General features: G+C 63.9%; 21 protein-coding genes. 4 read left to right on the top strand and 17 right to left on the bottom strand.

Going from position 1 to position 24,044, the window contains the following annotated elements:
• Positions 1 to 55: 55 nt before the first annotated feature.
• From ACFSNN_RS22900 to ACFSNN_RS22860, 9 genes are all read right to left on the bottom strand, one after another.
• Complete coding sequence (locus ACFSNN_RS22900) at positions 56 to 1,978, bottom strand: PrkA family serine protein kinase (protein ID WP_132374241.1); 1,923 nt, start codon at positions 1,976 to 1,978, stop codon at positions 56 to 58.
• A gap of 839 nt (positions 1,979 to 2,817) precedes the next feature.
• Positions 2,818 to 3,579 carry a hydratase gene (locus ACFSNN_RS22895; RefSeq protein WP_134455864.1) on the bottom strand — a complete coding sequence of 254 codons (762 nt, stop codon included), beginning with the start codon at positions 3,577 to 3,579 and terminating at the stop codon, positions 2,818 to 2,820.
• A gap of 412 nt (positions 3,580 to 3,991) precedes the next feature.
• Positions 3,992 to 5,770, bottom strand: a complete 1,779-nt coding sequence (locus tag ACFSNN_RS22890) for a methyl-accepting chemotaxis protein (protein ID WP_134455863.1) — start codon at positions 5,768 to 5,770, stop codon at positions 3,992 to 3,994.
• Positions 5,771 to 6,360: 590 nt separating this feature from the next.
• Positions 6,361 to 7,401 carry a LacI family DNA-binding transcriptional regulator gene (locus ACFSNN_RS22885; protein ID WP_134455862.1) on the bottom strand — a complete coding sequence of 347 codons (1,041 nt, stop codon included), beginning with the start codon at positions 7,399 to 7,401 and terminating at the stop codon, positions 6,361 to 6,363.
• Positions 7,402 to 7,572: 171 nt separating this feature from the next.
• The gene (locus ACFSNN_RS22880) at positions 7,573 to 8,622 is read right to left on the bottom strand and encodes an ABC transporter permease (protein ID WP_134455861.1); all 1,050 of its coding nucleotides are present in this window, start codon (positions 8,620 to 8,622) and stop codon (positions 7,573 to 7,575) included.
• Positions 8,619 to 10,217: a sugar ABC transporter ATP-binding protein gene (locus ACFSNN_RS22875; protein WP_134455860.1), complete on the bottom strand. Its 1,599-nt coding sequence runs from the start codon at positions 10,215 to 10,217 to the stop codon at positions 8,619 to 8,621. The genes ACFSNN_RS22880 and ACFSNN_RS22875 overlap by 4 nt, the downstream gene beginning before the upstream one ends.
• A gap of 300 nt (positions 10,218 to 10,517) precedes the next feature.
• Positions 10,518 to 11,480 carry a sugar ABC transporter substrate-binding protein gene (locus ACFSNN_RS22870; RefSeq protein ID WP_134455859.1) on the bottom strand — a complete coding sequence of 321 codons (963 nt, stop codon included), beginning with the start codon at positions 11,478 to 11,480 and terminating at the stop codon, positions 10,518 to 10,520.
• A gap of 361 nt (positions 11,481 to 11,841) precedes the next feature.
• Positions 11,842 to 12,819, bottom strand: a complete 978-nt coding sequence (corA, locus tag ACFSNN_RS22865) for a magnesium/cobalt transporter CorA (RefSeq protein ID WP_134455858.1) — start codon at positions 12,817 to 12,819, stop codon at positions 11,842 to 11,844.
• A gap of 207 nt (positions 12,820 to 13,026) precedes the next feature.
• On the bottom strand, positions 13,027 to 13,494 hold the full coding sequence (locus tag ACFSNN_RS22860; RefSeq protein WP_134455857.1) for a hypothetical protein: 468 nt from the start codon (positions 13,492 to 13,494) through the stop codon (positions 13,027 to 13,029).
• A 389-nt stretch (positions 13,495 to 13,883) separates the two neighbouring features.
• Between ACFSNN_RS22860 and cydX the strand changes: the two genes are divergently transcribed.
• Together cydX and ACFSNN_RS22850 are read left to right on the top strand one after the other, a co-directional pair.
• Positions 13,884 to 14,033, top strand: coding sequence for a cytochrome bd-I oxidase subunit CydX (gene cydX, locus ACFSNN_RS22855; RefSeq protein ID WP_106313749.1), 150 nt, complete (start codon positions 13,884 to 13,886; stop codon positions 14,031 to 14,033).
• Positions 14,030 to 14,647, top strand: coding sequence for a P-loop nucleotide/nucleoside kinase family protein (locus ACFSNN_RS22850; protein WP_134455856.1), 618 nt, complete (start codon positions 14,030 to 14,032; stop codon positions 14,645 to 14,647). Before cydX ends, ACFSNN_RS22850 begins: the two co-directional genes overlap by 4 nt.
• Positions 14,648 to 14,789: 142 nt before the next feature.
• On the opposite strand, the gene ACFSNN_RS22845 is transcribed toward ACFSNN_RS22850, so the two are convergent.
• The 3 genes from ACFSNN_RS22845 to ACFSNN_RS22835 form a co-directional block, all read right to left on the bottom strand.
• The gene (locus ACFSNN_RS22845; protein ID WP_134455855.1) at positions 14,790 to 15,887 is read right to left on the bottom strand and encodes a saccharopine dehydrogenase family protein; all 1,098 of its coding nucleotides are present in this window, start codon (positions 15,885 to 15,887) and stop codon (positions 14,790 to 14,792) included.
• A gap of 223 nt (positions 15,888 to 16,110) precedes the next feature.
• A complete protein-coding gene (locus ACFSNN_RS22840; RefSeq protein ID WP_012433266.1) occupies positions 16,111 to 16,569 on the bottom strand; it encodes an Lrp/AsnC family transcriptional regulator in 459 nt (152 codons plus the stop codon).
• A gap of 165 nt (positions 16,570 to 16,734) precedes the next feature.
• On the bottom strand, positions 16,735 to 17,619 hold the full coding sequence (locus ACFSNN_RS22835) for a LysR family transcriptional regulator (RefSeq protein WP_134455854.1): 885 nt from the start codon (positions 17,617 to 17,619) through the stop codon (positions 16,735 to 16,737).
• Positions 17,620 to 17,817: 198 nt separating this feature from the next.
• On the opposite strand from ACFSNN_RS22835, the gene ACFSNN_RS22830 reads away from it, so the two are divergent.
• Both ACFSNN_RS22830 and ACFSNN_RS22825 read left to right on the top strand, forming a co-directional pair.
• Positions 17,818 to 18,339, top strand: coding sequence for a Spy/CpxP family protein refolding chaperone (locus ACFSNN_RS22830; RefSeq protein WP_134455853.1), 522 nt, complete (start codon positions 17,818 to 17,820; stop codon positions 18,337 to 18,339).
• Between the two features lie 296 nt (positions 18,340 to 18,635).
• Positions 18,636 to 19,073 carry a PGDYG domain-containing protein gene (locus ACFSNN_RS22825; RefSeq protein WP_134455852.1) on the top strand — a complete coding sequence of 146 codons (438 nt, stop codon included), beginning with the start codon at positions 18,636 to 18,638 and terminating at the stop codon, positions 19,071 to 19,073.
• An 18-nt stretch (positions 19,074 to 19,091) separates the two neighbouring features.
• Here ACFSNN_RS22825 and ACFSNN_RS22820 read toward each other — a convergent pair whose 3' ends face one another.
• The 5 genes from ACFSNN_RS22820 to ACFSNN_RS22800 form a co-directional block, all read right to left on the bottom strand.
• The gene (locus ACFSNN_RS22820) at positions 19,092 to 19,460 is read right to left on the bottom strand and encodes a DUF3022 domain-containing protein (protein WP_134455851.1); all 369 of its coding nucleotides are present in this window, start codon (positions 19,458 to 19,460) and stop codon (positions 19,092 to 19,094) included.
• Positions 19,461 to 19,722: 262 nt separating this feature from the next.
• Positions 19,723 to 20,541, bottom strand: coding sequence for a YhfC family intramembrane metalloprotease (locus tag ACFSNN_RS22815; protein ID WP_134455850.1), 819 nt, complete (start codon positions 20,539 to 20,541; stop codon positions 19,723 to 19,725).
• A gap of 71 nt (positions 20,542 to 20,612) precedes the next feature.
• A complete protein-coding gene (locus ACFSNN_RS22810; RefSeq protein ID WP_134455849.1) occupies positions 20,613 to 21,701 on the bottom strand; it encodes a LacI family DNA-binding transcriptional regulator in 1,089 nt (362 codons plus the stop codon).
• A gap of 19 nt (positions 21,702 to 21,720) precedes the next feature.
• On the bottom strand, positions 21,721 to 22,686 hold the full coding sequence (locus ACFSNN_RS22805; RefSeq protein WP_134455848.1) for a 2-hydroxyacid dehydrogenase: 966 nt from the start codon (positions 22,684 to 22,686) through the stop codon (positions 21,721 to 21,723).
• The gene (locus ACFSNN_RS22800; protein WP_134455847.1) at positions 22,686 to 23,981 is read right to left on the bottom strand and encodes an MFS transporter; all 1,296 of its coding nucleotides are present in this window, start codon (positions 23,979 to 23,981) and stop codon (positions 22,686 to 22,688) included. The genes ACFSNN_RS22805 and ACFSNN_RS22800 overlap by 1 nt, the downstream gene beginning before the upstream one ends.
• Positions 23,982 to 24,044: the final 63 nt, after the last annotated feature.

Genomic DNA, 24,044 nt, shown 5'->3' with positions numbered 1-24,044 from the left:
TGCGCCTCGCAGGGTGCCCGCGCGGTCGGACCGCGCGGGCGGCACGCAATACGCATCATGACGACTTGCGCACGCGCAGATACCAGTCACACAGCAAGCGCACCTGCTTCGGCGTATAGCCCTTCGTCACCATGCGATTGACGAAGTCTTCGTGCTTGCGTTGTTCCTCCGCCGAGCCCTTGGCGTTGAACGAAATCACCGGCAGCAATTCCTCCGTGTTCGAGAACATTTTCTTTTCGATCACGACGCGCAGCTTCTCGTAGCTGACCCATGCCGGATTCTTCCCGCCATTGGCAGCACGCGCGCGCAGCACGAAGTTCACGATCTCGTTGCGGAAGTCCTTCGGGTTGCTGATGCCCGCCGGCTTTTCGATCTTCTCCAGTTCGGCGTTCAGCGCCGCGCGGTCGAAACTCTCGCCGGTGTCGTGGTCGCGGAACTCCTGATCCTGAATCCAGAAGTCAGCGTACGTCACATAGCGATCGAAGATGTTCTGACCGTACTCGGAATACGACTCCAGATACGCAGTCTGAATCTCCTTGCCGATGAATTCGGCGTAGCGCGAAGCGAGCACGTCTTTGATGAACGACAGATACTTCTGCTCGGTTTCCGGTGGGAACTGCTCGCGTTCGATCTGCTGTTCGAGCACGTACATCAGGTGCACCGGATTGGCCGCGACCTCGGTCGAGTCGAAGTTGAATACACGCGACATGATCTTGAACGCGAAGCGGGTCGACACGCCGGTCATCCCTTCATCCACGCCCGCGAAATCGCGGTACTCCTGATAAGACTTGGCTTTCGGATCGGTGTCCTTGAGATTCTCGCCGTCGTACACCTGCATCTTCGAGAACAGACTCGAATTCTCCGGCTCCTGCAAGCGCGTGAGCACCGACATCTGCGCCATCATCTTCAGCGTGCCCGGCGCGCAGACCGCATTCGCCAGCGACGAATTACGCAGCAGCTTCTCGTAGATCTTGACCTCTTCACCGTAGCGCAGGCAGTAAGGCACCTTCACCACGAAGATCCGGTCGAGCAGTGCTTCGTTGTTGCGGTTGTTGCGGAACGCCTTCCATTCGGACTCGTTCGAGTGAGCCAGAATCACGCCGTCGAACGGGATCGCACCGAAGCCTTCCGTGCCCTTGAAGTTGCCTTCCTGGGTGGCGGTAAGCAGCGGGTGCAGCACCTTGATCGGCGCCTTGAACATTTCGACGAACTCGAGCAGGCCCTGATTGGCGAGACACAAGCCACCGGAGTAGCTGTAGGCGTCCGCGTCGTCTTGTGCGTACTGTTCGAGCTTGCGGATGTCGACCTTACCGACCAGCGACGAAATGTCCTGATTGTTCTCGTCGCCCGGCTCGGTTTTAGCGATACCGATCTGGCGAAGGATCGACGGGTAGCGGCGCACCACGCGGAACTTGCGGATGTCGCCATTGAATTCGTGCAGGCGCTTGACCGCCCACGGGCTAAGAATGCTTTTCAGGTAGCGGCGTGGAATGCCATATTGTTCTTCGAGAATCGGGCCATCTTCCTCGTAGTCGAACAGACCGAGAGGCGACTCGTTCACGGGCGAGCCCTTGATCGAATAGAACGGCACGCGTTCCATGAGCTGCTTGAGACGTTCCGCGATAGATGATTTACCGCCACCGACCGGGCCCAACAGATACAGGATCTGCTTCTTTTCTTCGAGCCCCTGGGCCGAGTGGCGGAAGTAGGCGACCACCTGCTCGATCACCTCCTCCATTCCGTAGAACTCACGGAATGCGGGGTATACCTTGATGACCTTGTTCGCGAAGATGCGCGACATGCGCGGATCGTTACGAGTGTCGATCTGTTCCGGCTCCCCGATCGCCGTTAACATGCGTTCGCCAGCCGTGGCGTACGCGGCGGGATTGTCTTTGCAGAGCGCGAGATACTCCTCGAGCGAGAGCTCATCTTCTCGCGTTTTCTCGAAGCGGGTCGCGAAACTGCTGTAGATATCCATGCTACCTCCTCGCCGAAGTCTAGACCGATGTCGTGCGCGGCGCGCTATTCGGAAACGACATCGCTCGAATTCATCCTAAACCCTTTTAAATTTTTTTTCACGAACTACGTTGCGAAAATCGCGCCGTATTCGCCTCCCAACATTCCTCACTTGGAAACAAAGTTTCGACCACCTACAATCTTGCGCTCATACCGCAGCAATTGCGGTTACACGTTGCTGCCCTTCTACTTGCCCCGCAGCCTCGTCAGCACTCTGCTGCAATGCTGCTCGATGCTCATCGAAGTGTCCCGCATTACTCCGTAACACTCTCTTGCACCAGCCGTTACGTTCATCGAACGATCCCACTGCAATATCGGACGGCATGTCTGCACACGCACACTTTGTTGCTAAAAGCGCGGACGTCTACACGCTTTCTGTGTCCGGCTGCTTTTTCCTCAACGCGCGACGAGCACGTTCGGTCTACAGCGACACGGGTCTGTTACATGTTCATGTGCGCTTCATGTGCGTGTCTCATGCCGTCTCACGCTTAAGCAAAGTCCGTGCAGCTTCATGCGGTTCGTCAACTCATGAACGGTTTTGTTCCGCGTCATTTTCATGGCGTGTCATGAATCACCGTGCGGCACGTGTGCGCATTAACCGCGCCGCGAGCATGGTTAGCCGCGTGTATAACTGGATGACGACCTCGCCATGTCTCGCTTTAATAGGTGTATACGGTGAAGCCGCAGGCACAGATGCACGGAATGTAAAACGGCCACCCTCAGGCAGCCGTTTTGATGAAGCTTCGTAATGTGTTGTTACAAGCGGTCGTCACAAGCGCGTCGTTACAAGCACGGTTTTTTTCAGGTCAGTTCAATCTCCACTTCCCCAATGCCGTCGATGTGCCCGCGCACGATGCCCGGTTGGTCAAGCCTGTGTGCGCCGACGTACGAACCGGTGGTGATAGTCCACTCGGGCTCGATCGTAATGCCCATGGCGGCGCAATGGTTGACGAACCACACCAGCAGTTCGCGCGGGTCGCCGGCCGGATTGCCGGTGGCTTCCGGCAGCAGCGAAGCGCCGTCGAAGCTCAGTTCCAGTTCCGGTGACACGAAGTCGAAGGCGCGCGCGAGCCCGGCATAAGCGACCGGGTGCCCGGTGATCAACGCACCGTTGTTCTGGGCGTCGGCGAGTTGCGCGAGCGGCGCGACATTCGGCCACTCGGTGAAGCGGCTATCGACGATCTCGATGGCCGGCAAGACGACGCCGACCTTCGAGAGCACCTCGTCGCGCGCATAGGCCCGGCCGCGCGGTTCGATCGCCTCGGCGAAACGGAAGGCGATTTCCAGCTCGACCAGCACCCTGAAGAAGCCGGCATGCGCGACACGCGCCGGCGATCGAAGCACCAGCGAGGCCGGAATCGGCGCGCCCGCGGCCGCGGCGCCCGGCGCTTTGGCGCCGATCTTCCAGGCGCCGGTCGAGTCGCCGAGACCTGCGATGACCGCCTGCTGGATCGCGTAGGCGGTTGCCGCGTCGGGCGGCAGGCTGTCGGGTGCGGGCGCATCGATCGGGCGATGCTGCCGGCGTGCTTCGACGAGGCGGTTCGCGAGGTCGTATGGCGTCATGTCGGTCCTTTGTGGCTGGCGCATTGAGCGGTTGGTTGGGGCGTGCTGGTGGGGCGTGGCCATGCGTCGGGCCATGCGTTGGGCTATGCGTCAGGCCATGCATTGCGGCTGTCGAAAGCGGCGCAGGCACGCGGCGGGCCAAAGGGCCACCGGCGCTTGCCGCACACCATGCCGGGCAGCGTTCATCGGGCACAGTTGCTTCGGTGCGTCCGTCAATGTACCGGATCATGGCGCTCGCCAGGGTGCCGACTGAGGCCGCAAACGTTACTTAATGCGCACGCCATAAAAAAAGACCGCGAATGCCTGTGCAATCGCGGTCTTTTCAAGCGAGGCGGCGTGTTCTTTCCCAGCGCCTACCCATCTAATGGGATTGGCTGCGACGCCGGGAATGAATGTTGCAACCGCCTTGCGCTCAGAACGTTTCCCAATCCTGATCGCCGCCCACACTGGCGGTCGCTTTAGCAGGCGTGCGTGTCGTCGCGGCGGCGGCCTGTGCCGCCACGGCCGGTGCGTTCGTCGCAACCGCGGCGTGCGCCGCGTGCGGTGCGGGCTGCGCAACGCGAGTGTGCGAGACCTTGCGCGCGACGACCGAACGCAGCGGCGTCGACGCGCGCTTGGGCGGCGTACTCACGGGCGCCTTGTAACCGCTTTCTTCGAGTTGGAACACGGCCACCGCGGTACGCAGTTTGCCGGCCTGATCTTCGAGCGACGACGCCGCGGCCGCCGCTTCTTCGACCAGTGCGGCGTTCTGCTGCGTGACTTCGTCCATCTGCGTGACGGCGCGCGCCACCTGATCGATGCCGCTGCTCTGCTCCTCCGATGCCGCGGCGATTTCGCCCATGATGTCGGTCACGCGCTGCACCGCGCCGATGATCTCAGTCATGGTGCGGCCGGCTTCGTCGACCAGCGCCGAGCCCGACTGCACGCGCTCCACCGAGGTGTCGATCAGTTCCTTGATTTCCTTCGCCGCCGCCGACGAACGCTGCGCGAGGCTGCGCACTTCACCGGCCACGACCGCGAAGCCGCGCCCTTCCTCGCCGGCCCGCGCCGCTTCCACGGCCGCGTTCAGGGCGAGGATGTTGGTCTGAAACGCAATCCCTTCGATGATCGAAATAATGTCGGCGATCTTGGCCGAGCTTTGATTGATGTCGCCCATCGTGCCGACCACCTGGCCGACCACCGCACTACCCTTGTTGGCGATCTCCGACGCATTGGCCGCCAGCGAACTCGCCTGGCGGGCGTTGTCGGCATTCTGCTTGACCGTGCCGGTCAGCTCTTCCATGCTCGACGCGGTTTCCTGCAGCGCCGACGCCTGCTCTTCGGTACGCGAGGACAGGTCGATATTGCCGGCCGCGATCTGGCGCGTGGCCGTCGCAATCGATTCACTGCCGCTGCGCACCGTACGCACCGTTTCGGTGAGACTGCGCTGCATTTTGGCGATGCCCTCGAGCAACTGCCCCATTTCGTCGCGCGAAGTCACGACGACGGGGCGGCGCAGATCGCCCGCCGCAATCGCGTCGAAATGGCCGAGGGCGGCATCGAGCGGCCGGGCGATCGCGCGGCTTAGCGTCAGGTACGAGATCACCGCCGCCAGCACGCCGATCAGCAAGGCGCTCATGCTGACCATGCGGAACACGCCGAAGCTGCTTTGCGCGGAATCGTAGCCCTCTCTCGCCGACGTGAACTGGTATTTGCGCAGCACGTCGTCGGTATTGGCGAGGTCGTTGTAGGCGACTTGCAGACGCTTGGCGCCGTCGACCAGTTTGGGCGAGTCGCTCGCGGCGACGATCGTCGCGAAGGCGTCCATCTGCTGATGCAGCGCCTCGCGTTTGGAGACGACGTCTTGCGCGAGGCGGTCCTCCTCCGGCTCGCGCGGCAGGTCCATGTACTTCTTCCACCACGTGTCGGACGTGGCGCGCATGCCGCGCGCGCGCTCGAGCGTCGCCGCCACTTCCGGCGTGCCGATCATGAACGCCGCGCGATCGAGCGCGAGCCGCTCGCGCGCGGCGAAAAGCTCGGCGTTGCCGATATCGACCGCGCCCGGCATGGCGTTCGTGAACGTGTCCTTATAGGCGTCATTCGAACGGCTCATGCCGAACAGACCGAATACGCCGGTGGCGACGAGCAGCGCGGCGAGAAAAGCCATCGTGAGGCCAATCCGCGCCTTGATCGAAATGCCCTTGTTCAACATGCTTGTTCCTGTGCTTGACAAAATGAGAGGCTGCGTCCGCAGCGCGGTTTGGCGTGTGGCGTCTGCATCGTGGCGCGTTTTTGACGGCGCGCTCTAATAGTTTTGTTTACGGCAGGGCGACCGCTCACTTGAAGAATTTATATGGTAGGAGGAAAGACGCGGTAAGCAACAGAATAAATTACAAGACGCTGACAGAGTGGGGATACGCGGCCGTTGAGGCAGAACGGGCGCGGCTTTGGCCGAGGGTCGGCCGTGAGCGACGCCGTGCTATTGCGACGGTTGGCAGTGTGCCGACGGCATTTTGTCGCAGGTCTGGATTCGGCGCGCCGATAGCGGGCGCCGCAAGGTTGAATCCGGGCGCTCGCTTTCCGGGTGCGGCAAGGGCAAGCGCCGAAATACGGTTCAGCGCCGAGACCATGCGCGCCATTCCAGCGCCGCATTGAACAGCGCCTGCGGGGGCGCCGAAGTGTTCAGCGGCCCGCTAGCCGGTAAAAATCGAAGGCGGCGTGTTGCGCCCAATGAATCGCTTCGTGCGAGCAACCAGCCCGCTAGCCGCAAATGCGCGTTTGAAATCCGCGCATCGTATCCAGTCAGGCGGCCAGATCGCGTTTGGCCGCGCCGGCCCAGGTGGCGGTGGATTCGCGCACGATCAGCCGCGGCGACACCACGCGCCGGCGGCCCGGCGCGCGTGGCGTGCCCGACGAGGTCCCGGCGATCCGCTCGATCAGTGTCTGCGCGGCCATATCACCGAGCGCGCGCACGGATTGCCCGACGGTCGAGAGCGCCGGATAGGTGAAACGCCCCAGTTCGATATCGTCGAAACCGATGATCGAGCAGTCGCGCGGCACGCTGATATTGCGTTCCGCGGCGGCGCGCAACGCGCCGATGCCCATCATGTCGTTGCCGGCAAAAATCGCCGTTGGCCTGATCGTGTCGAACAGTTGCGCGGCCGCGCGGTGGCCGCCGGTGCCCGAAAAATCGCTCTCCACGATCGCGTCGGGCGGAATCTCAATGCCGCGCTCCGTCATCGCGCGGATAAAGCCGTGCACGCGCATCGCGCTGACCGCCGTCTGAACGGGCCCAGTGATGCAGCCGATCCTTACATGCCCCAGTTCGAGCAGATGCCGGGTTGCCAGATAGCCGCCCTTCTCGTGGTCGATCTGCACCAGATCCGCGTTCAGCCCTTCGATGTTGCGATCCAGAATGACCAGCGGCTCGTGCGAGTCGGCGAGCGTCTGCGCGAGCACGGCGTCGTCGCCGGCGGACGCGACGATCAGGCCGTCGATGCGCTTTTCCTGCAGCACGCGCAGGTAGTTACGCTGCTTGGCCGGATCGTCGTCGGAATTGCAGAAGAACACGCAATAGCCGTTGCGCGAACAACCGTCCTCGATGCCGCGCGCCAGTTCCGCGAAATACGGGTTCGTGGCGTTCGGCACGACCAGCCCGATGGTCGCCGTGGCTCGCGCCTTCAGCGAGCGGGCCACCGCCGACGGAACATAGTGGAGCTGACGGATCGCGTGCTCGACCTTCGCGCGCACGTCCGCCGACACCGGCCGCGAGTTGTTCACCACGTGCGATACCGTCGTGAACGACACGCCTGCCGCAGCCGCTACATCCTTGATCGTCGCCATAACCTGTTGCTCTCCCGCCTGTTTTACCCGCCGGCCGCGCCACCTGGCGACCCACCGGACGTCTCATCGAAGACCGACCCAATCCATGAATTCTTACGCTTTACCGCTCATGACGCCGTGACCGCCCCGCTTGCGTTACTCTGCCGGCTGACTGACGGCGACCATCACCGGTCAGGCCCGCTTGCGGCGGCTGCGATACGTATCCAGCACCACCGCCACCACGATCACCGCGCCGGTGATCATGCGCTTGGTCGGCTCGTTCGCGCCGATCTGCGCGAGGCCGGCCGCCAGCACGGAAATGATCAACACGCCGAAAAAAGTGCTGATCACCGAGCCGCGCCCCCCCATCAGGCTCGTGCCGCCGATCACCACGGCCGCGATCACCTGCAGTTCCACGCCCTGGCCCGCGTTCGGATCGGCCGCTTCCAGACGCGAAATCTGGAACAGCGCGGCCAGCCCCGAGAGCGCGCCCATCAGCGCGAACACGATCACCTTGTACGGCCGCGGATTGACGCCCGCGAGCCGCACCGCTTCCTCGTTGGTGCCGATGCCGACCAGATAGCGGCCGAACACCGTACGCGTGAGCACCAGTTGCGCGATGACCATCACCGCTACCGCGATCAGGAACGCCGGCGAGATGCCGAGCGCGATCGGGTTAGACAGAAAATCGAATGCGTCGCCGATATAGGCGGTGCGCGAATTCGTCATCTGATACGCCATGCCGCGCGCCGCTTCCAGCACGCCGAGCGAGACGATGAACGACGGAATCCGCCAGCCCACCGTCACCGCGCCGGTGACGGTGCCGGTCAGCGCCGCCGCGGCAACGCCGAGCACTGCCGACGGCAATGCGCCCCAGCCCCACTTCAGCGCGGCCACGCTCACCACCGACGCGCCCAGCGCCAGCACCGACCCCACCGACAGATCGATCCCGGCGATGATCAGCACGAAGGTCATCCCCACCGACATCACCACCAGATCCGGAATCTGGTTGGCGATCGTGCTGAACGTGTCGTAGGTCAGAAAGTGCGAACTCAGCAGCGAGAACAGCACGATCATCCCCAGCAACGCGCCGGCGAGCCCGAGGTAATTCGAAAAGCCCAGCCGCGTGCCGGCCGGTTTGCCGCTCGCGAGCGGCGCCGACGGATCGGCCGGCGGCGTGACGGTGCCGCTGCCTGTTCCCGGCTTGTCGCCCGACGCTTCCCGCAACGGTTGATCGTTCATGACGCACTCCCTGCTTCGCTGGTGTCGGGGGCGGCGTGCAGCAACGCTTCGCGGCTGCGATAGCCGGCGAAAGCCGCGGCCAGCAACGCATCCTGCGACCAGTTATCGCGCTCGAACACACCCGTCATGCTGCCCGCGGACATCACGCCGATCCGGTCGCAGATCAGCATGAGCTCACGCAGGTCGCTCGACACCACGACGAGCGCGCGCCCTTCACGGGCCAGCGCACCCATCAGGCCATAAATATCGAACTTCGCGCCGACGTCGATGCCGCGCGTGGGTTCGTCGAATAACAGCACACGGCAATCGCGCGCCAGCCAGCGGCCGATCACCACCTTCTGCTGGTTGCCGCCCGACAGTTCGCCGACAATCTGCCCCGGCCCCGACGTGCGGATCCGCATCGCCGCGATTTGCGTCTGCGCCAGCGCGTTCTCCCGCTTCGCATCGACGATGCCGTGCCGCGCGACGCTGCCGATATTGCCAAGCGACACGTTGGCCGCGATCGGCTGCGGCAGCAGCAAGCCTTCGCCTTTACGGTCCTCGGTGATGAGCGCGATGCCCGCGCGCACCGCGTCCGCGGGCGAGGCGATGTGCACCGGCGTGGGCGGCGCGCCAGGCGTTGCCGCCAGCGAAACGGTACCGCTATCCTTCGGATCCGCGCCGTAGATCAGCCGCATCAACTCCGTGCGGCCCGCGCCGATCAGCCCGCTGATGCCGAAAATTTCCCCCGCGCGCACTTCGAACGACACCTCGCGGACCACCTTGCCGCGCGTGAGCCGGTCCACTTTCAACAGCGGCGCGCCGATGTTGCGCACGCCCAGATCGATCCGCTCGCCGAGTTCCCGGCCGACCATCCATGTGACGATTTCGTCGCTGGTCAGGTTGGCCATCGCGTCGACATGCACCAGCCGCCCGTCGCGCAGCACGGCGATCTGCTCGGCCACCCGCGCGAGCTCTTCGAGCCGGTGCGAGATGTAGACGAGCGCCACGCCGCGCGCCTTCAACCGGTCGATCTGTTCGAACAGCAGATCGACTTCGCGCGCGGTCAGCATCGCGGTCGGCTCGTCGAGGATCAGCACGCGGCAGTCGTCGATCAGATTGCGCGCGATCTCCACCATCTGCTGATGGCCGATGCCGAGCTCGCCGACCAGCGTGTCCGGATCGATCGCGTCGAGCCCGACCTGCGCCATCGCGTGACGCGCGTCCTCGCGCAGCTTGCGCCGGTCGATCCAGCCGAAGCTGAACGCGCCGGCCCGCGGCAAGCGGTTCAGGAACAGATTTTCGGCCACCGACAAGGTCGGCAGCAGATTCAGCTCCTGCATCACCATGCGCACACCGAGCGCCTCGGCCAGGGTGCGGCTCGCCGGCGCATAGGGTACGCCGCCCAGCTGCATCGTGCCGGCGGTCGGATCCACCAGCCCGCCGATGATTTTGGACAGCGTACTCTTGCCCGCGCCGTTCTCGCCCGTCAGCGCCAATACCTCGCCGGCGCGCAACGACAGCGAAATGTCGGCGAGCACCGGTTCGGCGTAGGTCTTGCCGATGCCGCTGACAGACAGGACGGCAGGCACGGCGTCGTGATCGGTTGAATCCATCGCAATCCTGGTTCCGGGGCGGCAGCCGCGACCTCATGCGATGCGCTCGAATGAAGTTGCGCCCCTCGCGCCCCGTGTCATGCCGGCCCAATGCGCGGAATGCGCAGGCGCTAACAGCCACGCAGCCTCCCGTCGCGCGGCACCGTCATGACGCTTACCTCTGGAATTAACGGCGGCGCGGCAGGTTTCTTGAGCGTTTGTTGAATAGACGCGGGTTTGCGAGCGCAGGCCAAGCATGAAGCATGAAACGGCGCCGCAAATCCGCGTGCCCGACTTACCCCGGCATTGACCGGGCGATGCTTACTTCGTGACCAGATCGCACGGCGTTTCCACCACGCCGGAGAGTTCGGCCTGCTTCTTGTGTCCGCTGAGCGCCTTCAGCGCGGTATCGATGCCGAACACGGCCTGCTTGGCGGCGTACTGATCCGCGGTGGCGAGCACGCGGCCGTCCTTGAGCATCGGCTTGATCGCGTTGATGTTGTCGTAGCCGACCACCAGCACCTTGCCTTGCTTGCCCGCCGCGCGCACGGCCGAGACCGCGCCGATCGCCATGTTGTCGTTGCCGGCGAGGAGCGCCTTCAGATTCGGGTATTCGTTGAGCATGGCCGACGCCACCGCGTTGCCCTTGTCGATTTCCCATTCACCCGATTGCACCGAGACGACTTTGGCGCCGACCGTCTGCATCGCGTCCTTGAAGCCCGCGGTGCGCTGCTGCGCGTTGGTGGTGGTCGACACGCCTTCGATGATGCCGACCTCGTCGCCCGCCTTCAGCTTCTTCGCCAGGTAGTCGCCGACCTTCTGCGCGCCCTTGCGGTTATCCGGGCCGACGAACGGCACGTTCAGGTCTTTCGACTTGAGCACTTCCGGGTCGAGCCGGTTGTCGATGTTCACGACGATGATGCCCGCGTCCACCGCTTTCTTGACGACCGGCACCAGTGCCTTCGAGTCAGCCGGCGCCAGCACGATCGCGTCGACCTTCGACACGATCATCTGCTCGACGATGCGGATCTGGTTCGCCGTATCGGTCTCGTCCTTGATGCCGTTGGTGATCAGGTCGAATTGCGACGGATTGTGCTTCTGATAGTCCTTCGCGCCGGTCTCCATCGTGAGGAAGAACTCGTTGGCGAGCGACTTCATCACCAGCGCGACCTTCGGCTTATGAGCGGGCGCGCTCTGCGCGTAAGCGGAGGAAAACGGCAAGGCGGCGGAAGCGGTAGCGAGGACGGCGGCCGTCAGGATGCGGCGGCGAATGCGTTGGCTCATGCATATCTCCAAGGGTCTGTCAGGCTCGCGACGGAGCCTTATTTTTAATTAGTGCGCAAACGTTTGCGAGGCCCATTCTCAGCGCAGTCTATTCTGATTGTCAACGATGCGCGGTGTTGCAGTGCATCGGCACGTGGCGCCGCGCAGCGCAGATGTGCGCCTCGTCGAATCGGAGCGGCGCGCTGGTTTGGCGCGCCGGCAGGTGGCGTCTGGCAAGATTCCTCGCTTGGTCCGTGCGTGGCGAATTGACCGCCGGTTGCAAGATCGCAGGCCGGCGGGCCGCCTATGCTGGACTTTTATTGCGCGCGATGCAAGCGCGAAGCGGCACCGAGAAACTTCGCCCCGCGCCGACCTGCCCGCATTAGAGCCAGCCGGCCTTGCGGAAGCGCCAGTACAGCACGAGGTCGACGCTCAGCATGACCAGCAGACAGATCGGATAGCCGTACTGGTAGTGCAGCTCGGGGATGCTCTGGAAATTCATCCCGTAGATGCCGGCGATCATGGTCGGCACCGCGAACAGCGCCGCGAACGAACCGAGCCGCTTGGTCACCTCGCTCTCGGCCAGCGAAATCATGCCGAGGTTGACCTGCACGGCGGTGACGACCATTTCGCGCCGCCCGTCGATGATCCTCACGATCCGGTCGAGATGATCGTAGACATCGCGGAAGTACGCCTGCATGCCTTCGCAGATGCTCGGAATGCGGCCGCCCGTCAGTTTGCTGATGGCTTCCTGCAACGGCGCGATATGGTGCTGCAGGATCACGAGGCGCCGCTTCAGGGAATACAGATCCTGGATGATCGCGCGCGACGCCGCCGAATTGTTGCGATCGAAAATGCGGTCTTCGAGCGCTTCGATCTCGGTGTTCATGGCCTCGACGATCGGGAAATAGCGATCGACGATGTCGTCGGCGAGCGCATACAGCACGAACGCCGAACCTTCCTTGAGCAGTTGCGGCTCGCGCTCGCAGCGGGCGCGCACGTTCTGAAAGCCGGCACGGGTGCCGCGCCGCACCGACAGCACATAATTGGCGCCGACGAACACGTCGACTTCGCCGATCAGCAGTTCGCCCTCTTCGTCCATTTCCACCGTGTGCATCACGGCGAACAGCGACTCGCCGTACTCCTCGATCTTGGGACGCTGATGGCCGTTCTGCGCATCTTCGATCGCGAGTTCGTGCAGGCCGAACTCGTGTTTCATCACGGCCAGCTCGCCCGGGCCCGGGTCCTTCAGCGCCACCCAGACGAAACACTCGGGCCGCGCCACGTAGTCGCTGATGCTATCGATGTCGATGTCTGCCAGCTTCCGGCCGTCCTGATAGGCGGCGCAATTGATCAGCATGTTGGATTACCTTGAAAACGGAACAGACCGGCCAAACGCTTACGATACGTAAGCCTGGCGGCGGCGCTGCATGAACGAATTTGCGTTAGCCGCCATGTTAAGGGCTATGCGTGAAGGCCATGTATCGAATTGTTAAGCCTCGCGGCCGAGGCTGCGCGACGCCCGGGAGGCGGAGCATTTTTATTGCGTTTATCGCTTCTATCGCTTCTATTGCGCGACCCGGCGCAGCGCGATGCGGTGATCGTCGCCGAACGTGACCGACGCGCGGTTCGTGTAGCGTGTATCGGTCGTGACCGTGAAGCGCATTTCGACGACCGGATCGAACTGCGTCGACACGCCGATACGATGCACGCCCGGGCTGAGATAAAAGACCACGTGCTCGCCGTTCATCAGATCAGTGACCTGCTCGCCGTCGATATAGACCAGCGCGTCGCGAAACCGGACGATCACGTCGCGGGAACGCTCACGGCGCACGTCCACCGCGACCAGCCCCGCGCCCGGCTCCGTGTAGCCGGGCTGGACGATGCGCGCGGCCGGCACCGGCTTGAACGGAACCGGCTCGGCGGGCGTCGAGGCGCAGCCGGCGAGCACGGCAAGACTTAGCGCGGCAAGCGCGCCCAGCTTCGCCAATGCGGCCAGGGCGGCTTGGCCGTGGTGGTCCGGACGCGTCGGCATGCTGGTCTCCCGTGTTGTTGGTTTTGGTCCTGCTCGTGGGTGTCTTCTTTCTGATCGGGATGCGGAACGATGCCTGGCCGTCCTGATTGCTGCTGCCCACCGCTACCCTTTGCTGCTGCCCGACCCTTGCCATGCATCATAGCAACGCGCGCCCGTTCTGCCAGCCTGGCCGAACGGCCGACCCTGCGGCCTCTTGCACGGCGCCGAGTTCTTCTTCATGATCGCTGCAAAGGACGGTTCCGTGGGCCGCCGCGTGCAAGGTCCGCGTTGCGGATTTACCCTCGCTTCCGGCTCATACCTTCACACCGTCGGCATCTCGCCATCGCTCTGACGGCAATGCGCAACGCTTCAGGTCCGGCCTCGTCCGACATACGACCAAGGAGACTGCAATGTGGTATTTCACCTGGATTCTCGGCATCGGCGTGGCGTTGGGCTTCGGCATCATCAACGTGATGTGGCTGGAGGCTGGCGACAAGTTCACGCGTGACCCGCAACGCGCCGGCGCCGTACCCGCCACACCCGAGGACGCGCCGTCGTGACTCATCTGGTTTTCATCTGCGGTCACGCGGGCACCGGCAAGACCACGCTCGCGAAGAAACTGCACGGCCCGCTGATGAAAGCGAGCGCGACGCCCTTCTGCCTGCTCGATAAAGACACGCTCTACGGCGGCTACAGCGCGGCCGCCATGGCCATGCTGACCGGCGACTCGAACGACCGCGACAGCCCGCTGTTCCTGCAGCATCTGCGCGACCCCGAATATCGCGGCCTGCTCGATACCGCCCGCGACAATCTCGAACTCGGCATCAGCGCGCTCGTGGTCGGGCCGCTCTCGCGCGAAGTACGCGAGCGGCGTCTGTTCGATCGTGCGTGGCTCGGAGTCAGTGCGGACGTGACGCTGCGCGTCGTGTGGGTCTTTACGCCGGAAGAGACGGCGCGTCAGCGGATCCTGGCGCGCGCCAATCCGAACGACGCGTACAAGCTTGCGCACTGGGACGAATATCGGCAGCGCCGTTTCGAGCCCAGCGGCGATATCCGCGACGACCTGTTGATGTTCGACAATACCGCGCCCACCTCGGCGGATTATGAAGCCCTGCTCGCGCGCATCGTCGGCGAGCCGCCGGCGGCGACGCTCATGCCGCCGGTGCCTGTGTAGCGCAGCGTCGGCATCGATAAAAACGAAAACGCCCCGAGATTATCGGGGCGTTTCCTCGGCTCTCTGCGAAGCCTTCCTGGCTGCTCGCGGCAACATTTCATGCGCGTTGCCACGTTAATGCACGGCCTTCGGTGCCGATCCTTCAGACCGTCGCCATCGTCTCCAGCGCCTGCCCTTCGTACAACTGGCCGAAGCGGTTCGCAAGGAAGTCGCGCAGCGACACCTGCTCCTGGCGCACGAAACCCTTCTGCGGCAGCTTCTGTTCGCGGAACAGATCGAGCACCGCGCACATCGCGCCGGCCGTGGTGATCTGGATCGCGCTCATCGGCACGCCGCACACCGTCTTCGCGAAGATCTTGCGAGTGAAGACTTCCTGCACCAGTTGACCGTCGCGCATGCCGCTCACCGTGATGAACACCAGCACCACGTCTTGCGCCGTGGAGGGCACCGAACGGCGCATGATGGTCTTGAGCGTGTCGCGGTCGCTGGCAAGACGCAGGTCTTCGAGCAGGAACTGCATCAGGTTGCGGTGGCCCGGATAGCGCACCGACTTGTAGTCGAGCGACTCGACCCGGCCCGCCAATGTTTCGCACAGCGTGCCGAGACCGCCTGAAGTGTTGAAGGCTTCGTATTCGGTGCCGTCGAGCGAGAAATGTTCGAGGCCTTCGAGCGGCTGCACCCACTGCGTGCGGCTGTCGCGAATCGCTTCGCACGGCTGGCAGTACTCGTTGATCAGACCGTCGACGCTCCACGTCAGGTTGTACTTCAGCGCGTTGGTCGGGAATTCCGGCAGCGCGCCCACGCGCATCTTGACATCGCGGATCTCCGTGAAGCGGTTCGCCAGTTCGTGCGCGGCGATGCCGATGAAGCCCGGCGCGAGACCGCACTGCGGCATGAATGCGTGATCGGCGTCGTCGGCGATCGCGCGGATCGCGTGCGTGGCGCGCACGTCTTCCGTCAGATCGAAGTAATGCACGCCCGCGCCCTTGGCCGCCGAGGCGACGTTCACCGCGAGGTAATACGGCAGCGCGTTGATGAGCGCGTCGAAGCCTTGCACTGCCGCCCGCAGCGCGGCGGCATCGGCGGAATCCACGCGGTGGGTCGGAATGCCCTGGGCGGCGAGTTTGTCGAGCGCGTGCTGGTCGCGGTCGAATGCGACGACGTCGTAGTCGCCGGTCTCGCGCAACATGTGGGCGATGGTGTGACCGATCAAACCTGCGCCAACGATGGCTACTTTCATGCGCTTCTCCTGATTATTGTGTGCTGTCTCCAGCTTTGGGAAGTGCGCTGCGCTCGTGGCGCGGCGCCCGGCGGGCTGTACCCTTCAGCAACAGTTTAGGGAGAAGCAAAAACAGTTCATACGCGCAAAATGCTGCGGTATGACCATGAGGTTCGACGTTATGACGAACCAGTCAGTCAATATGTCGAAAAAGTATAAAAATGGGGTAAACGTCAGGCGGCGCTCACACCATGCCGCGATCGATCTTGCGCGCCAGAATGATCGAAGTCGTGGTCCGCTCCACGCCTTCCAGTTCGCCGATCTGATCGAGCAGATCGTTCAGGCGATCAGGCGAATCGGCACGCAGCCACGCAACGTAATCGAACTCGCCGCTCACCGCGCACAGCAACTGCACCTCGGGCATCTTGCCGAGGCGTTTCTGCACAGCAGGCCCATGCTTCGGCGCGATGATGATGCCGACATAAGCCACGATGCTCGAGTCGAGCACGTCCTGGCCAAGGCGCACGCTGTATCCGGCGATCACGTTGCTGCGTTCGAGCCGCGCGATGCGCGCGATCACCGTGGTGCGCGCCACGCCGAGCTGGCGAGCGAGGTTGGCGACGCTTTCGCGAGCGTTCGCTTGCAGCAGCGCAACGAGGTTGCGGTCGAGGTCGTCGAGTTGGTCGAGGCGCGGAGGTCTCATCGAGGGGAAAGGAAATGGCTCAGGTGAGGCGGATTATCGCGCGTCTTTATCGGCAAATGGGGGAGTCGGCTGGTGGATTGCCAACAACACGCCGGGTGAAAAAGCATGAGAAGTCACGAAATGGCAGGCGTTGCGCGCATCACGGCATCGCTCGCGCCGCCAGGCTCATACACCGAACCGTTCGACCACGAAATCGATAAAGCTGGTGAGCTTGGGCGTGGCGCGGCGATCGCGCGGATACAGCAGATGGACCGGCGCGCCATCGGGCAAATAATCTTCCAGCACCGACACCAGTTCGCCGCTGGCAATCTCTCTCGCCAGCAGCGCCTCCGGCTGCAACACCAGCCCGAAGCCATGCAACGCGGCTACCTTGAGCGCCTGGCCGTTGTTCGCGCGAAACCGCCCGGCACGCAGCTGGCATTCGCCCGCGTTGTCGCCGCCGAGGCGCCACAAACCTTCGCGGCCCCAATGCAGGAACCCCAGGCACTCGTGATGCACCAGATCCTCCGGCGTGCGCGGCGTGCCGGCGCGCGCCAGATACGCGGGCGACGCGCACGCGCGCATCCGGTAAGGCTTCAACGGCCGCGCCACGAAACTCGAATCCGGCAAGTGGCCAATGCGCACCGACGCGTCGAAGCCCTCTTCCACCAGGTCGATGATACGGTTCGACAGATCGAGTTCGAGCGTGATGTCGGGCCATGCGGTGAGGAACTCGGTCATCGCCGGGGAGAAGACTTCCACGCCGTAGGTGAGCGGCACCGTCACCTTGAGCACGCCACGCGGCGCGGCGGCCATCGCCTCGGCGAGCGACTCGGCCTCTCTCACGTCGGCCAGAATGCGCCGGCATTGCTCGTAATACTGCCGGCCGATCTCCGTCAGACTTTGCCGGCGCGTGGTGCGCGTCAACAGCCGCGTGGCGAGCCGCGTTTCGAGCGAACGGATATGCTTGCCCACCATCGCCGACGAAATGTCGAAGCGCTCGGCCGCCGCCGTCAGGCTGCCCGCCTCCACCACGGCGACGAAGATTTCCATGCTGACGAATTTGTCCACCCGCTATTTCCTGTTCGTTTCGGTTGTAAGCGTTTGTCGCATAAGAGCCGCATTGTAGGGATATCGTGATACTAATAGCGGCGACGGCAAAGTGGGCAGCCGGCCGCCGTGCATCGTCATGACTCGCGCATGACTGACGCACCACGGGCCGCTCGCTCGCAAGCCTTGTCCCAATTCGAATAGACATCAGGAGTTTCGATGAAAAAAGCACTGGTAATGCTGGCCACCGCAGTCGCCATGAGCGGCGCGTTCGCACAAACTTCCGCGCCGGCGTCGGCACCGGTGAGCGCCGCTTCCGCACCCGCAGGCAAGACCGGCCATGAGCGCAACGTCGAAGACCGCATCGCCTACCTGCATTCGCAACTGAAGATCACCTCGGCGCAGGAATCGCAGTGGAACGCATTCGCCGACGTGATGCGCGGCAACGGCCAGACGATGGGCCAACTATTCCAGCAACGCCGGGCCGCCACCAACGTGACGGCGCTCGACGACATGAAGCAATACGCGACGATCGCGCAAGCGCATGCGGACGGCATGAAGAAGCTCGTCGATGCGTTCGATCCGCTGTACAACAGCTTCTCGCCGGAACAGAAGAAGCTGGCTGATGTGACCTTCCATCAGCCGGGCGGCATGGAAGGGCATGGTCATCATGGCAAGGGCAAGGGTAGAAGCGGCAAGGCCGCGCCTGCTCCGGCAAGCGACGCCACGGTGAAGCCGTAAGTGTAAAAAACCGCTTGCGCGCAGTGTCGGTTATCACGCTGCGCGCGGCGGATATTTTTTGCCATGTGCGGCAGAGGCTCGCCCTCACGCATGCCGCACGTCAAATTTTCCCGCAGTCCACACGCCGGTTCGCCTCATCCCGCCTTGGCAATTCCGCGCGGCAAACAGATGATCCGCGCCGCCATCGATCGCAGAAGAAACCGGTCGCCAGATGCATCTGGCATGATGCGAGTCGTACGCGGCCCGAAGACTTCAAGTCCGGCGCGGCCGTCAAACTCTCCACACCTGCCCGCTTCATGACCGAACTGAAAAATCTCGACCTGAGTCAAGACGCTAACGCCTGCCGCGTCGTCAAAGACGAAACGGTCAGCGTCGAATTCGCCGCCGCCGAAGGCGAACTGATGAGCCTCGAAGGCCCCAACCGCTATGTCCGCGGCGACGCGCTGATCACCGGCTCGACGGGAGACCGCTGGGTCGTCTCGCGCGCCCGCTTCGACGCCAAATACGTTCCCGCCGACGCCGCCGTCGCGCACGGCGAAGCCGGCGCGTACCGCAACCGCCCCGCCGTCGTGCTGGCCAGACAGATGCACGAGGCGTTCACGCTTGCGCGCTCGGCAAACGGCGGCGACGTGCTGCGCGGCGTGGCCGGCGACTGGGTCATGCAATACGCGCCGGGCGACTACGGCGTGGTGCAGGCAGCCCGTTTCGCCAAGGTCTACCGGCTCGCCGATTGAGCCGGTTGCGCACGGGCATCAAGCGAACTCGTCGCCGAGATCCACGGTGACATCGCGCGGCACCGCCTCGCCATTCGCATACTGTTCTTCGAGCGAGCCGATGCTCGCTTCCACATACGCGCGCAGCACCGCGAAACTGCGGCCGCGCAACCGCGCCGGCAACGCGCGGTAACGCGCCAACGCGGCCGGGCTGATCACCACGGTCATCACGATACGGCGAGCGGTAGAGCCGAAACGCATTGCCACCCAGTGAATCGCCAGTGTCGGCGTGCCGTCTTCCGCGGCGCGCTGGATGAACTGCGTCTGCTCGGGAAACAGATCGCTGATGACGCGCGCCAGTTCCTCGAACTCGGGATTGGCGCAGTCGTATTGGTAAGCTTCTTCCATTGAAGTGTGCCGAATGGGTGGCCTTGAAAGAGGCCGATTGTAGAGAACGTCGACGGCTCAGGACGGAGCGCGTTTCATGCGCGCCATCGAGCGACCGGCATGCGGCTATTACCTGGCTATCGCGTAGCTATCGCGTGGTCGTCGCACGTGCGTAAAGCGGCCATCGAGCGGCCGTCACGCGCCTATTGCATGGTTTTCAAGCAGCCTTCGCGCGGTCTTCACGCGGTCTTCATGCCATCGCCACGCGCGCACAAAGCGGCCCTCAAGCGGCCACCGCGGGACGCCGGTACGCCCGGAACAACAACCCCGCTACGATCACCGCGCCTACTGCATACAAGGCGTCCACCGCCGCAAGCGGCACGAGCTGCGCCTGAAACATCGCCGCAGGCACATCCACCAGCGCATGCAACCCGATCGCGAGCGGCAGTATGCCGCGCCAGCCGGCCCGCAAGCCGCGCCACATCAACACCGACAAGCCGATCTGGAACACCAGCGCGGCCACTCGTTCGAGCGCGAAAATGCCCGCCGTCTGCGGCGTCAGGCTGGCGAGAATGAGGTGAATGCGCATCAACGAATCGGTCGGCAGATTGCTCAGGTAGCCGTCCAGTTGGCCCCGGTTTTCGAAGACCGCGAACAGTATCCATTGAATCTGCACCAGCACGCCGACGAGCCATGCTTCGGCGCCGCCGTGGCCGAGGCCGTAGGTCAGCGCGGTGCCGTCGTTCGTGCCCGCCGCGAGCGACGTGGAACCGGCCTTCGCCGCCGCCCGCCTGAGCAGCAGCCGCATGCCGATGAAGCGCCCCACTTCCTCGCAAATACCCGCGGCCAGCGCGCCGTACACCACGAAGGCGAGCGGATTCGACAGGAAGTTCGCGGTCGCTTCGTTCCGATGCAGCACGTAGTCGTTCAGCGCGCGCTCGATCACCATGGCGAACAGCGCGAACACGGCGATGCCGGTGATGGCGTCACGCGGCTTGAGCGCGAGCGGCCGGCGCAGACGGCGGTAGATCAGGAAGGGTAAAGCGGCGACGAGCAGCGTCGCGAGGGCGAGGCTCGAGAGGGTAAGCGGTGCAACAACCATGAGTTTCCTTGCGATGTCCGGCGCGCACCCGCTGCGCGCCGCAGCCCGAATGATCGCAGATCGGCGCGAATTCAGCGCAAAGTGGAGGCGCGGACGATCAATTCGCCCGGCAAAAGACAGTCGCGCGCGACGGTCTGAACGCCTTCGATGCGTTCGTGCAGGAACTCGACCGCGCGGTAGCCGATCTCGTAGGTCGGCTGGCGGATCGTGGTGACGCCGGTCAGTTCGGCCCAGTCGGGGTCGTCGATGGAAAGGAGCGCGACGCGGGCTTGCCAGTCGGCGCCATAGCGAGCTTTCAGATGCAAGGCGAGGCATAGCGCGACGGGCGCGTTCGCCGCGAACAGGGCGAGGCGCGCGGCGTTGCCCGTGGCGGCGGCATCGTCGCTCGCTTGAGCGGCTGTGTCGATCGCGCGGTCCAGTTCGGCGAGGCTGCGCGCCACCTCGTCCGCGTCCGCGAGGTTAAGCACGAGCGTGTGGCCGCGCGCCGCGCTCCTGCCGCGTTGCTTGCCTTGAGCACTCATCGCCTCACGAAACGCCGCTTCGCGCAGTTGCCGCGAACTGACCTGCTCGAAAGGCTGAACCACGAACCAGATATCGTCGAAACCGTTGTCCAGCAGATGCCGCGTACCGAGTTCAGCCGCCGCCCGGTTGTCGAGCCCGACCATATCCGTGACGAGCCCATCCACCGATCGGTCCACCAGCACCGCCGGAATCCCGCCGCCGCCCACCGGCCGCAGCGTTTCCTCGCGCACGCCGAGCGCGTTGACGATGACGCCTTCCACCCGGTACGTGGTGAGCAGTTGCAGATAGCGCCGCTCCATCTCGACTTCGTTCGCCGCGTGACAGATCAGCGGCATCAGCCCGAGCGCATGGCACGCCGCTTCCACGCCTTGCAGCACTTCGACCGTGTAGGGATTCGTGAGGTCGGCGAGCAGCATGCCGATCAGGCGGTTGCGGCCGCGCTTCAGGCCGCGCGCCATCTGGTTCGGCTGATAGTCGAGGCGCGCGATCGCGGCCTCGATGCGCGCGCGCAGTTCCGGCGACAGCACGCTCATCTCGCCGTTCAGATAGCGCGAGATGCTGGTCTTGCCGGTGCCGGCTTCGCGCGCGACGTCGGTGATCGTGGCGCGGCGCGGCGCGGCCTGCGGCGTGGTGCTCATCGGCTCCTCATCGATAGGCTCATTTGGAAAGCACTTCGCGGTTGACGATATTGCTGGTCAGCGTGCCGTCGAGCGCGGCGACCAGGTTTTCCGCCGCATTACGCGCCATCGCGTGACGGGTTTCGTGGGTCGCCGAACCGATATGCGGCAGCGCGACCACGTTCACCAGCTTCAGCAGCGGCGAGTCGGCCGGCAGCGGCTCGGTCTCGAACACGTCGAGACCGGCGCCGTGGATCGTGCCATTCTGCAGCGCCTCGATCAGCGCCTTTTCGTCGACGGTCGCGCCGCGCGAGGCGTTGATCAGGATCGCGCTTTTCTTCATCGACTTCAACTCGGCCGCGCCGATCAGATGCTTCGTTTCCGGCGTCAAAGGCACTTGCAGGCAGACAAAATCCGCGGTGGCGAGCAGTTCCGCCAGCTCGACGCGCCGCGCGCCGTATGCCTCTTCGGCCTGCGGGTTCGCGCTGCGGTTGGTGTACAGCACCTTCATGTTGAAGCCGAGCGCCGCGCGCCGCGCCACCGCGCCGCCGATCCGCCCGAGCCCGACGATGCCGAGCGTCTTGCCCTGCACGTCGACGCCGAACAATGCCGGTCCGATACTGTGCTGCCAGTGCCCCGCCTTCACCCATTCGGCGAGTTCGACCACGCGCCGCGCCGAGGCGAGAATCAGCGAGAACACCGTGTCCGCGGTGGACTCGGTCAGCACGTCCGGCGTGTGTGCGAGCACGATGCCGCGGCGCGTGAGATCGGCCACGTCGAACTGGTCGAAGCCCACCGAGATGGTCGAGAGCGCCTTGAGCCGCGTCGCGCCGTCGAGCATCGCCGGCGTGATCTTCACGCTCGAGCCGATGCCGCCGTCCGCGTCTTTCAGCGCGGCCACGAAAGCGTCGTGCTGCGTGGCATCGACCTGCACGACTTGCGCATGCTGTTGCAGATAGGCGAGCACATCTTCGGGCAACGACTTCCAGGCGACGATCTTCTTCATCAGCTTATTTTCCTTGCGACGGGGTGGCGTGCGGTGGCCGCATTGCCGGTTTCCTGCTGCTGCGGTTTGACGATCAGCGTCAGAATCACGGCGGCGACGAGCGCCACGCTCATGAATGCATACGACGCGGCGGGCGAACCGGTCGCGCCGTTCAGATAGCCGACCACATACGAGCCGACGAACGAACCGAGCGCGCCCATGCTGTTGATCAGCGCCATCGCGCCGCCCGCGACGTTCTTCGGCAACAGTTCCGGCACGATCGCGAAGAACGGGCCATACGGCGCGTACATCGCGGCCCCGGCGATCACCAGCAAGGCATACGAGAGCCAGAAATGCGTGGAGCCGAGCGCGTACGAAGCCGCGAACGCGACCGCGCCGACCAGCAGGAACGGCCACACGAATACCTTGCGGCGGTTGAGTTTATCCGATGCCCACGAAGCTGCAAGCATCGCGATGGTCGCGGCAAGATAAGGCAGCGCCGAGAGCCAGCCGGTTTCGACCATGCCGAGCGTCGAACCGTTCTTCAAGATGGATGGCAGCCACAGCACGAAACCATACACGCCGATGCTCCAGCAGAAATATTGCGCGCACAGCTTGATCACCGCGGGCGTTTTGAACGCGTCGCTGTAGTTGCGCACCGGCTTGATCGCGGCCTGCTCGGCGCGCAGCGTTTCGGCGAGGTCGTCCTTCTGCTGTTGCGTGAGCCACGAGACCTGTTGCGGCTTGTCCTTCACGATGAACCACCAGCACACGGCCCAGAGAATCGCGGGCGCGCCTTCGGCGATAAACATGTGACGCCAGCCGAACGAATGCACCAGATAGCCCGACACCACCGACATCCACAGCACCGTCACCGGATTGCCGAGAATCAGAAACGTGTTGGCGCGCGAGCGTTCGCTTTTGGTGAACCAGTTGCTGATGAAAATCAGCATGGCCGGCATCACCGCGGCTTCGACCACGCCGAGCACGAAGCGGATCACCATCAGCGATGGAATGTTGCTGACCATGCCGGTGAGCGACGCGCAAGCGCCCCACAGAACCAGGCTCCAGAACACCAGCTTCTTGACGCTGCGGCGTTCCGCGTAGATCGCGCCGGGAATCTGGAAGAAGAAATAACCGAGGAAGAACAGCGCGCCGATCAGCGACGACAGTCCCTTGCTGATGCCGAGATCCTGGTTGATGCCGGCGGCCGACGCGAAACCGTAGTTCGCGCGATCCAGATAAGCGAGGCTGTAGGTGATGAATACGATCGGCATGATCGTCCACCAACGGCGAATCGCAAGCGATGAGGTCATGGGGTGTCTCCTTGGACGGCTTCCCGAAACAATGATGGACGGTCTTGGGGCGCTCTGTTCGAG

The sequence above is a fragment of the Paraburkholderia dipogonis genome (assembly GCF_042680985.1).
Taxonomy (GTDB): domain Bacteria; phylum Pseudomonadota; class Gammaproteobacteria; order Burkholderiales; family Burkholderiaceae; genus Paraburkholderia; species Paraburkholderia phytofirmans.
The sequence above is the reverse complement of the archived record's forward strand: the minus strand, read 5'-3'. Positions and strand labels throughout refer to the sequence as shown.

Excerpts from the sequence above, each read along its gene's own strand:
- ACFSNN_RS22820 (WP_134455851.1), bottom strand. The coding sequence starts at position 19,460 with ATGGAAGAAGCTTACCAATACGACTGCGCCAATCCCGAGTTCGAGGAA.
- ACFSNN_RS22885 (WP_134455862.1), bottom strand. The coding sequence starts at position 7,401 with ATGGCGACGATCAAGGATGTAGCGGCTGCGGCAGGCGTGTCGTTCACG.
- ACFSNN_RS22810 (WP_134455849.1), bottom strand. The coding sequence starts at position 21,701 with ATGAGCACCACGCCGCAGGCCGCGCCGCGCCGCGCCACGATCACCGAC.
- ACFSNN_RS22800 (WP_134455847.1), bottom strand. The coding sequence starts at position 23,981 with ATGACCTCATCGCTTGCGATTCGCCGTTGGTGGACGATCATGCCGATC.
- ACFSNN_RS22860 (WP_134455857.1), bottom strand. The coding sequence starts at position 13,494 with ATGCCGACGCGTCCGGACCACCACGGCCAAGCCGCCCTGGCCGCATTG.
- ACFSNN_RS22870 (WP_134455859.1), bottom strand. The coding sequence starts at position 11,480 with ATGAGCCAACGCATTCGCCGCCGCATCCTGACGGCCGCCGTCCTCGCT.
- ACFSNN_RS22805 (WP_134455848.1), bottom strand. The coding sequence starts at position 22,686 with ATGAAGAAGATCGTCGCCTGGAAGTCGTTGCCCGAAGATGTGCTCGCC.
- ACFSNN_RS22900 (WP_132374241.1), bottom strand. The coding sequence starts at position 1,978 with ATGGATATCTACAGCAGTTTCGCGACCCGCTTCGAGAAAACGCGAGAA.
- cydX (WP_106313749.1), top strand. The coding sequence starts at position 13,884 with ATGTGGTATTTCACCTGGATTCTCGGCATCGGCGTGGCGTTGGGCTTC.
- ACFSNN_RS22840 (WP_012433266.1), bottom strand. The coding sequence starts at position 16,569 with ATGAGACCTCCGCGCCTCGACCAACTCGACGACCTCGACCGCAACCTC.
- ACFSNN_RS22830 (WP_134455853.1), top strand. The coding sequence starts at position 17,818 with ATGAAAAAAGCACTGGTAATGCTGGCCACCGCAGTCGCCATGAGCGGC.
- ACFSNN_RS22890 (WP_134455863.1), bottom strand. The coding sequence starts at position 5,770 with ATGTTGAACAAGGGCATTTCGATCAAGGCGCGGATTGGCCTCACGATG.
- ACFSNN_RS22815 (WP_134455850.1), bottom strand. The coding sequence starts at position 20,541 with ATGGTTGTTGCACCGCTTACCCTCTCGAGCCTCGCCCTCGCGACGCTG.
- ACFSNN_RS22875 (WP_134455860.1), bottom strand. The coding sequence starts at position 10,217 with ATGGATTCAACCGATCACGACGCCGTGCCTGCCGTCCTGTCTGTCAGC.
- ACFSNN_RS22880 (WP_134455861.1), bottom strand. The coding sequence starts at position 8,622 with ATGAACGATCAACCGTTGCGGGAAGCGTCGGGCGACAAGCCGGGAACA.
- ACFSNN_RS22895 (WP_134455864.1), bottom strand. The coding sequence starts at position 3,579 with ATGACGCCATACGACCTCGCGAACCGCCTCGTCGAAGCACGCCGGCAG.
- ACFSNN_RS22845 (WP_134455855.1), bottom strand. The coding sequence starts at position 15,887 with ATGAAAGTAGCCATCGTTGGCGCAGGTTTGATCGGTCACACCATCGCC.
- ACFSNN_RS22825 (WP_134455852.1), top strand. The coding sequence starts at position 18,636 with ATGACCGAACTGAAAAATCTCGACCTGAGTCAAGACGCTAACGCCTGC.
- corA (WP_134455858.1), bottom strand. The coding sequence starts at position 12,819 with ATGCTGATCAATTGCGCCGCCTATCAGGACGGCCGGAAGCTGGCAGAC.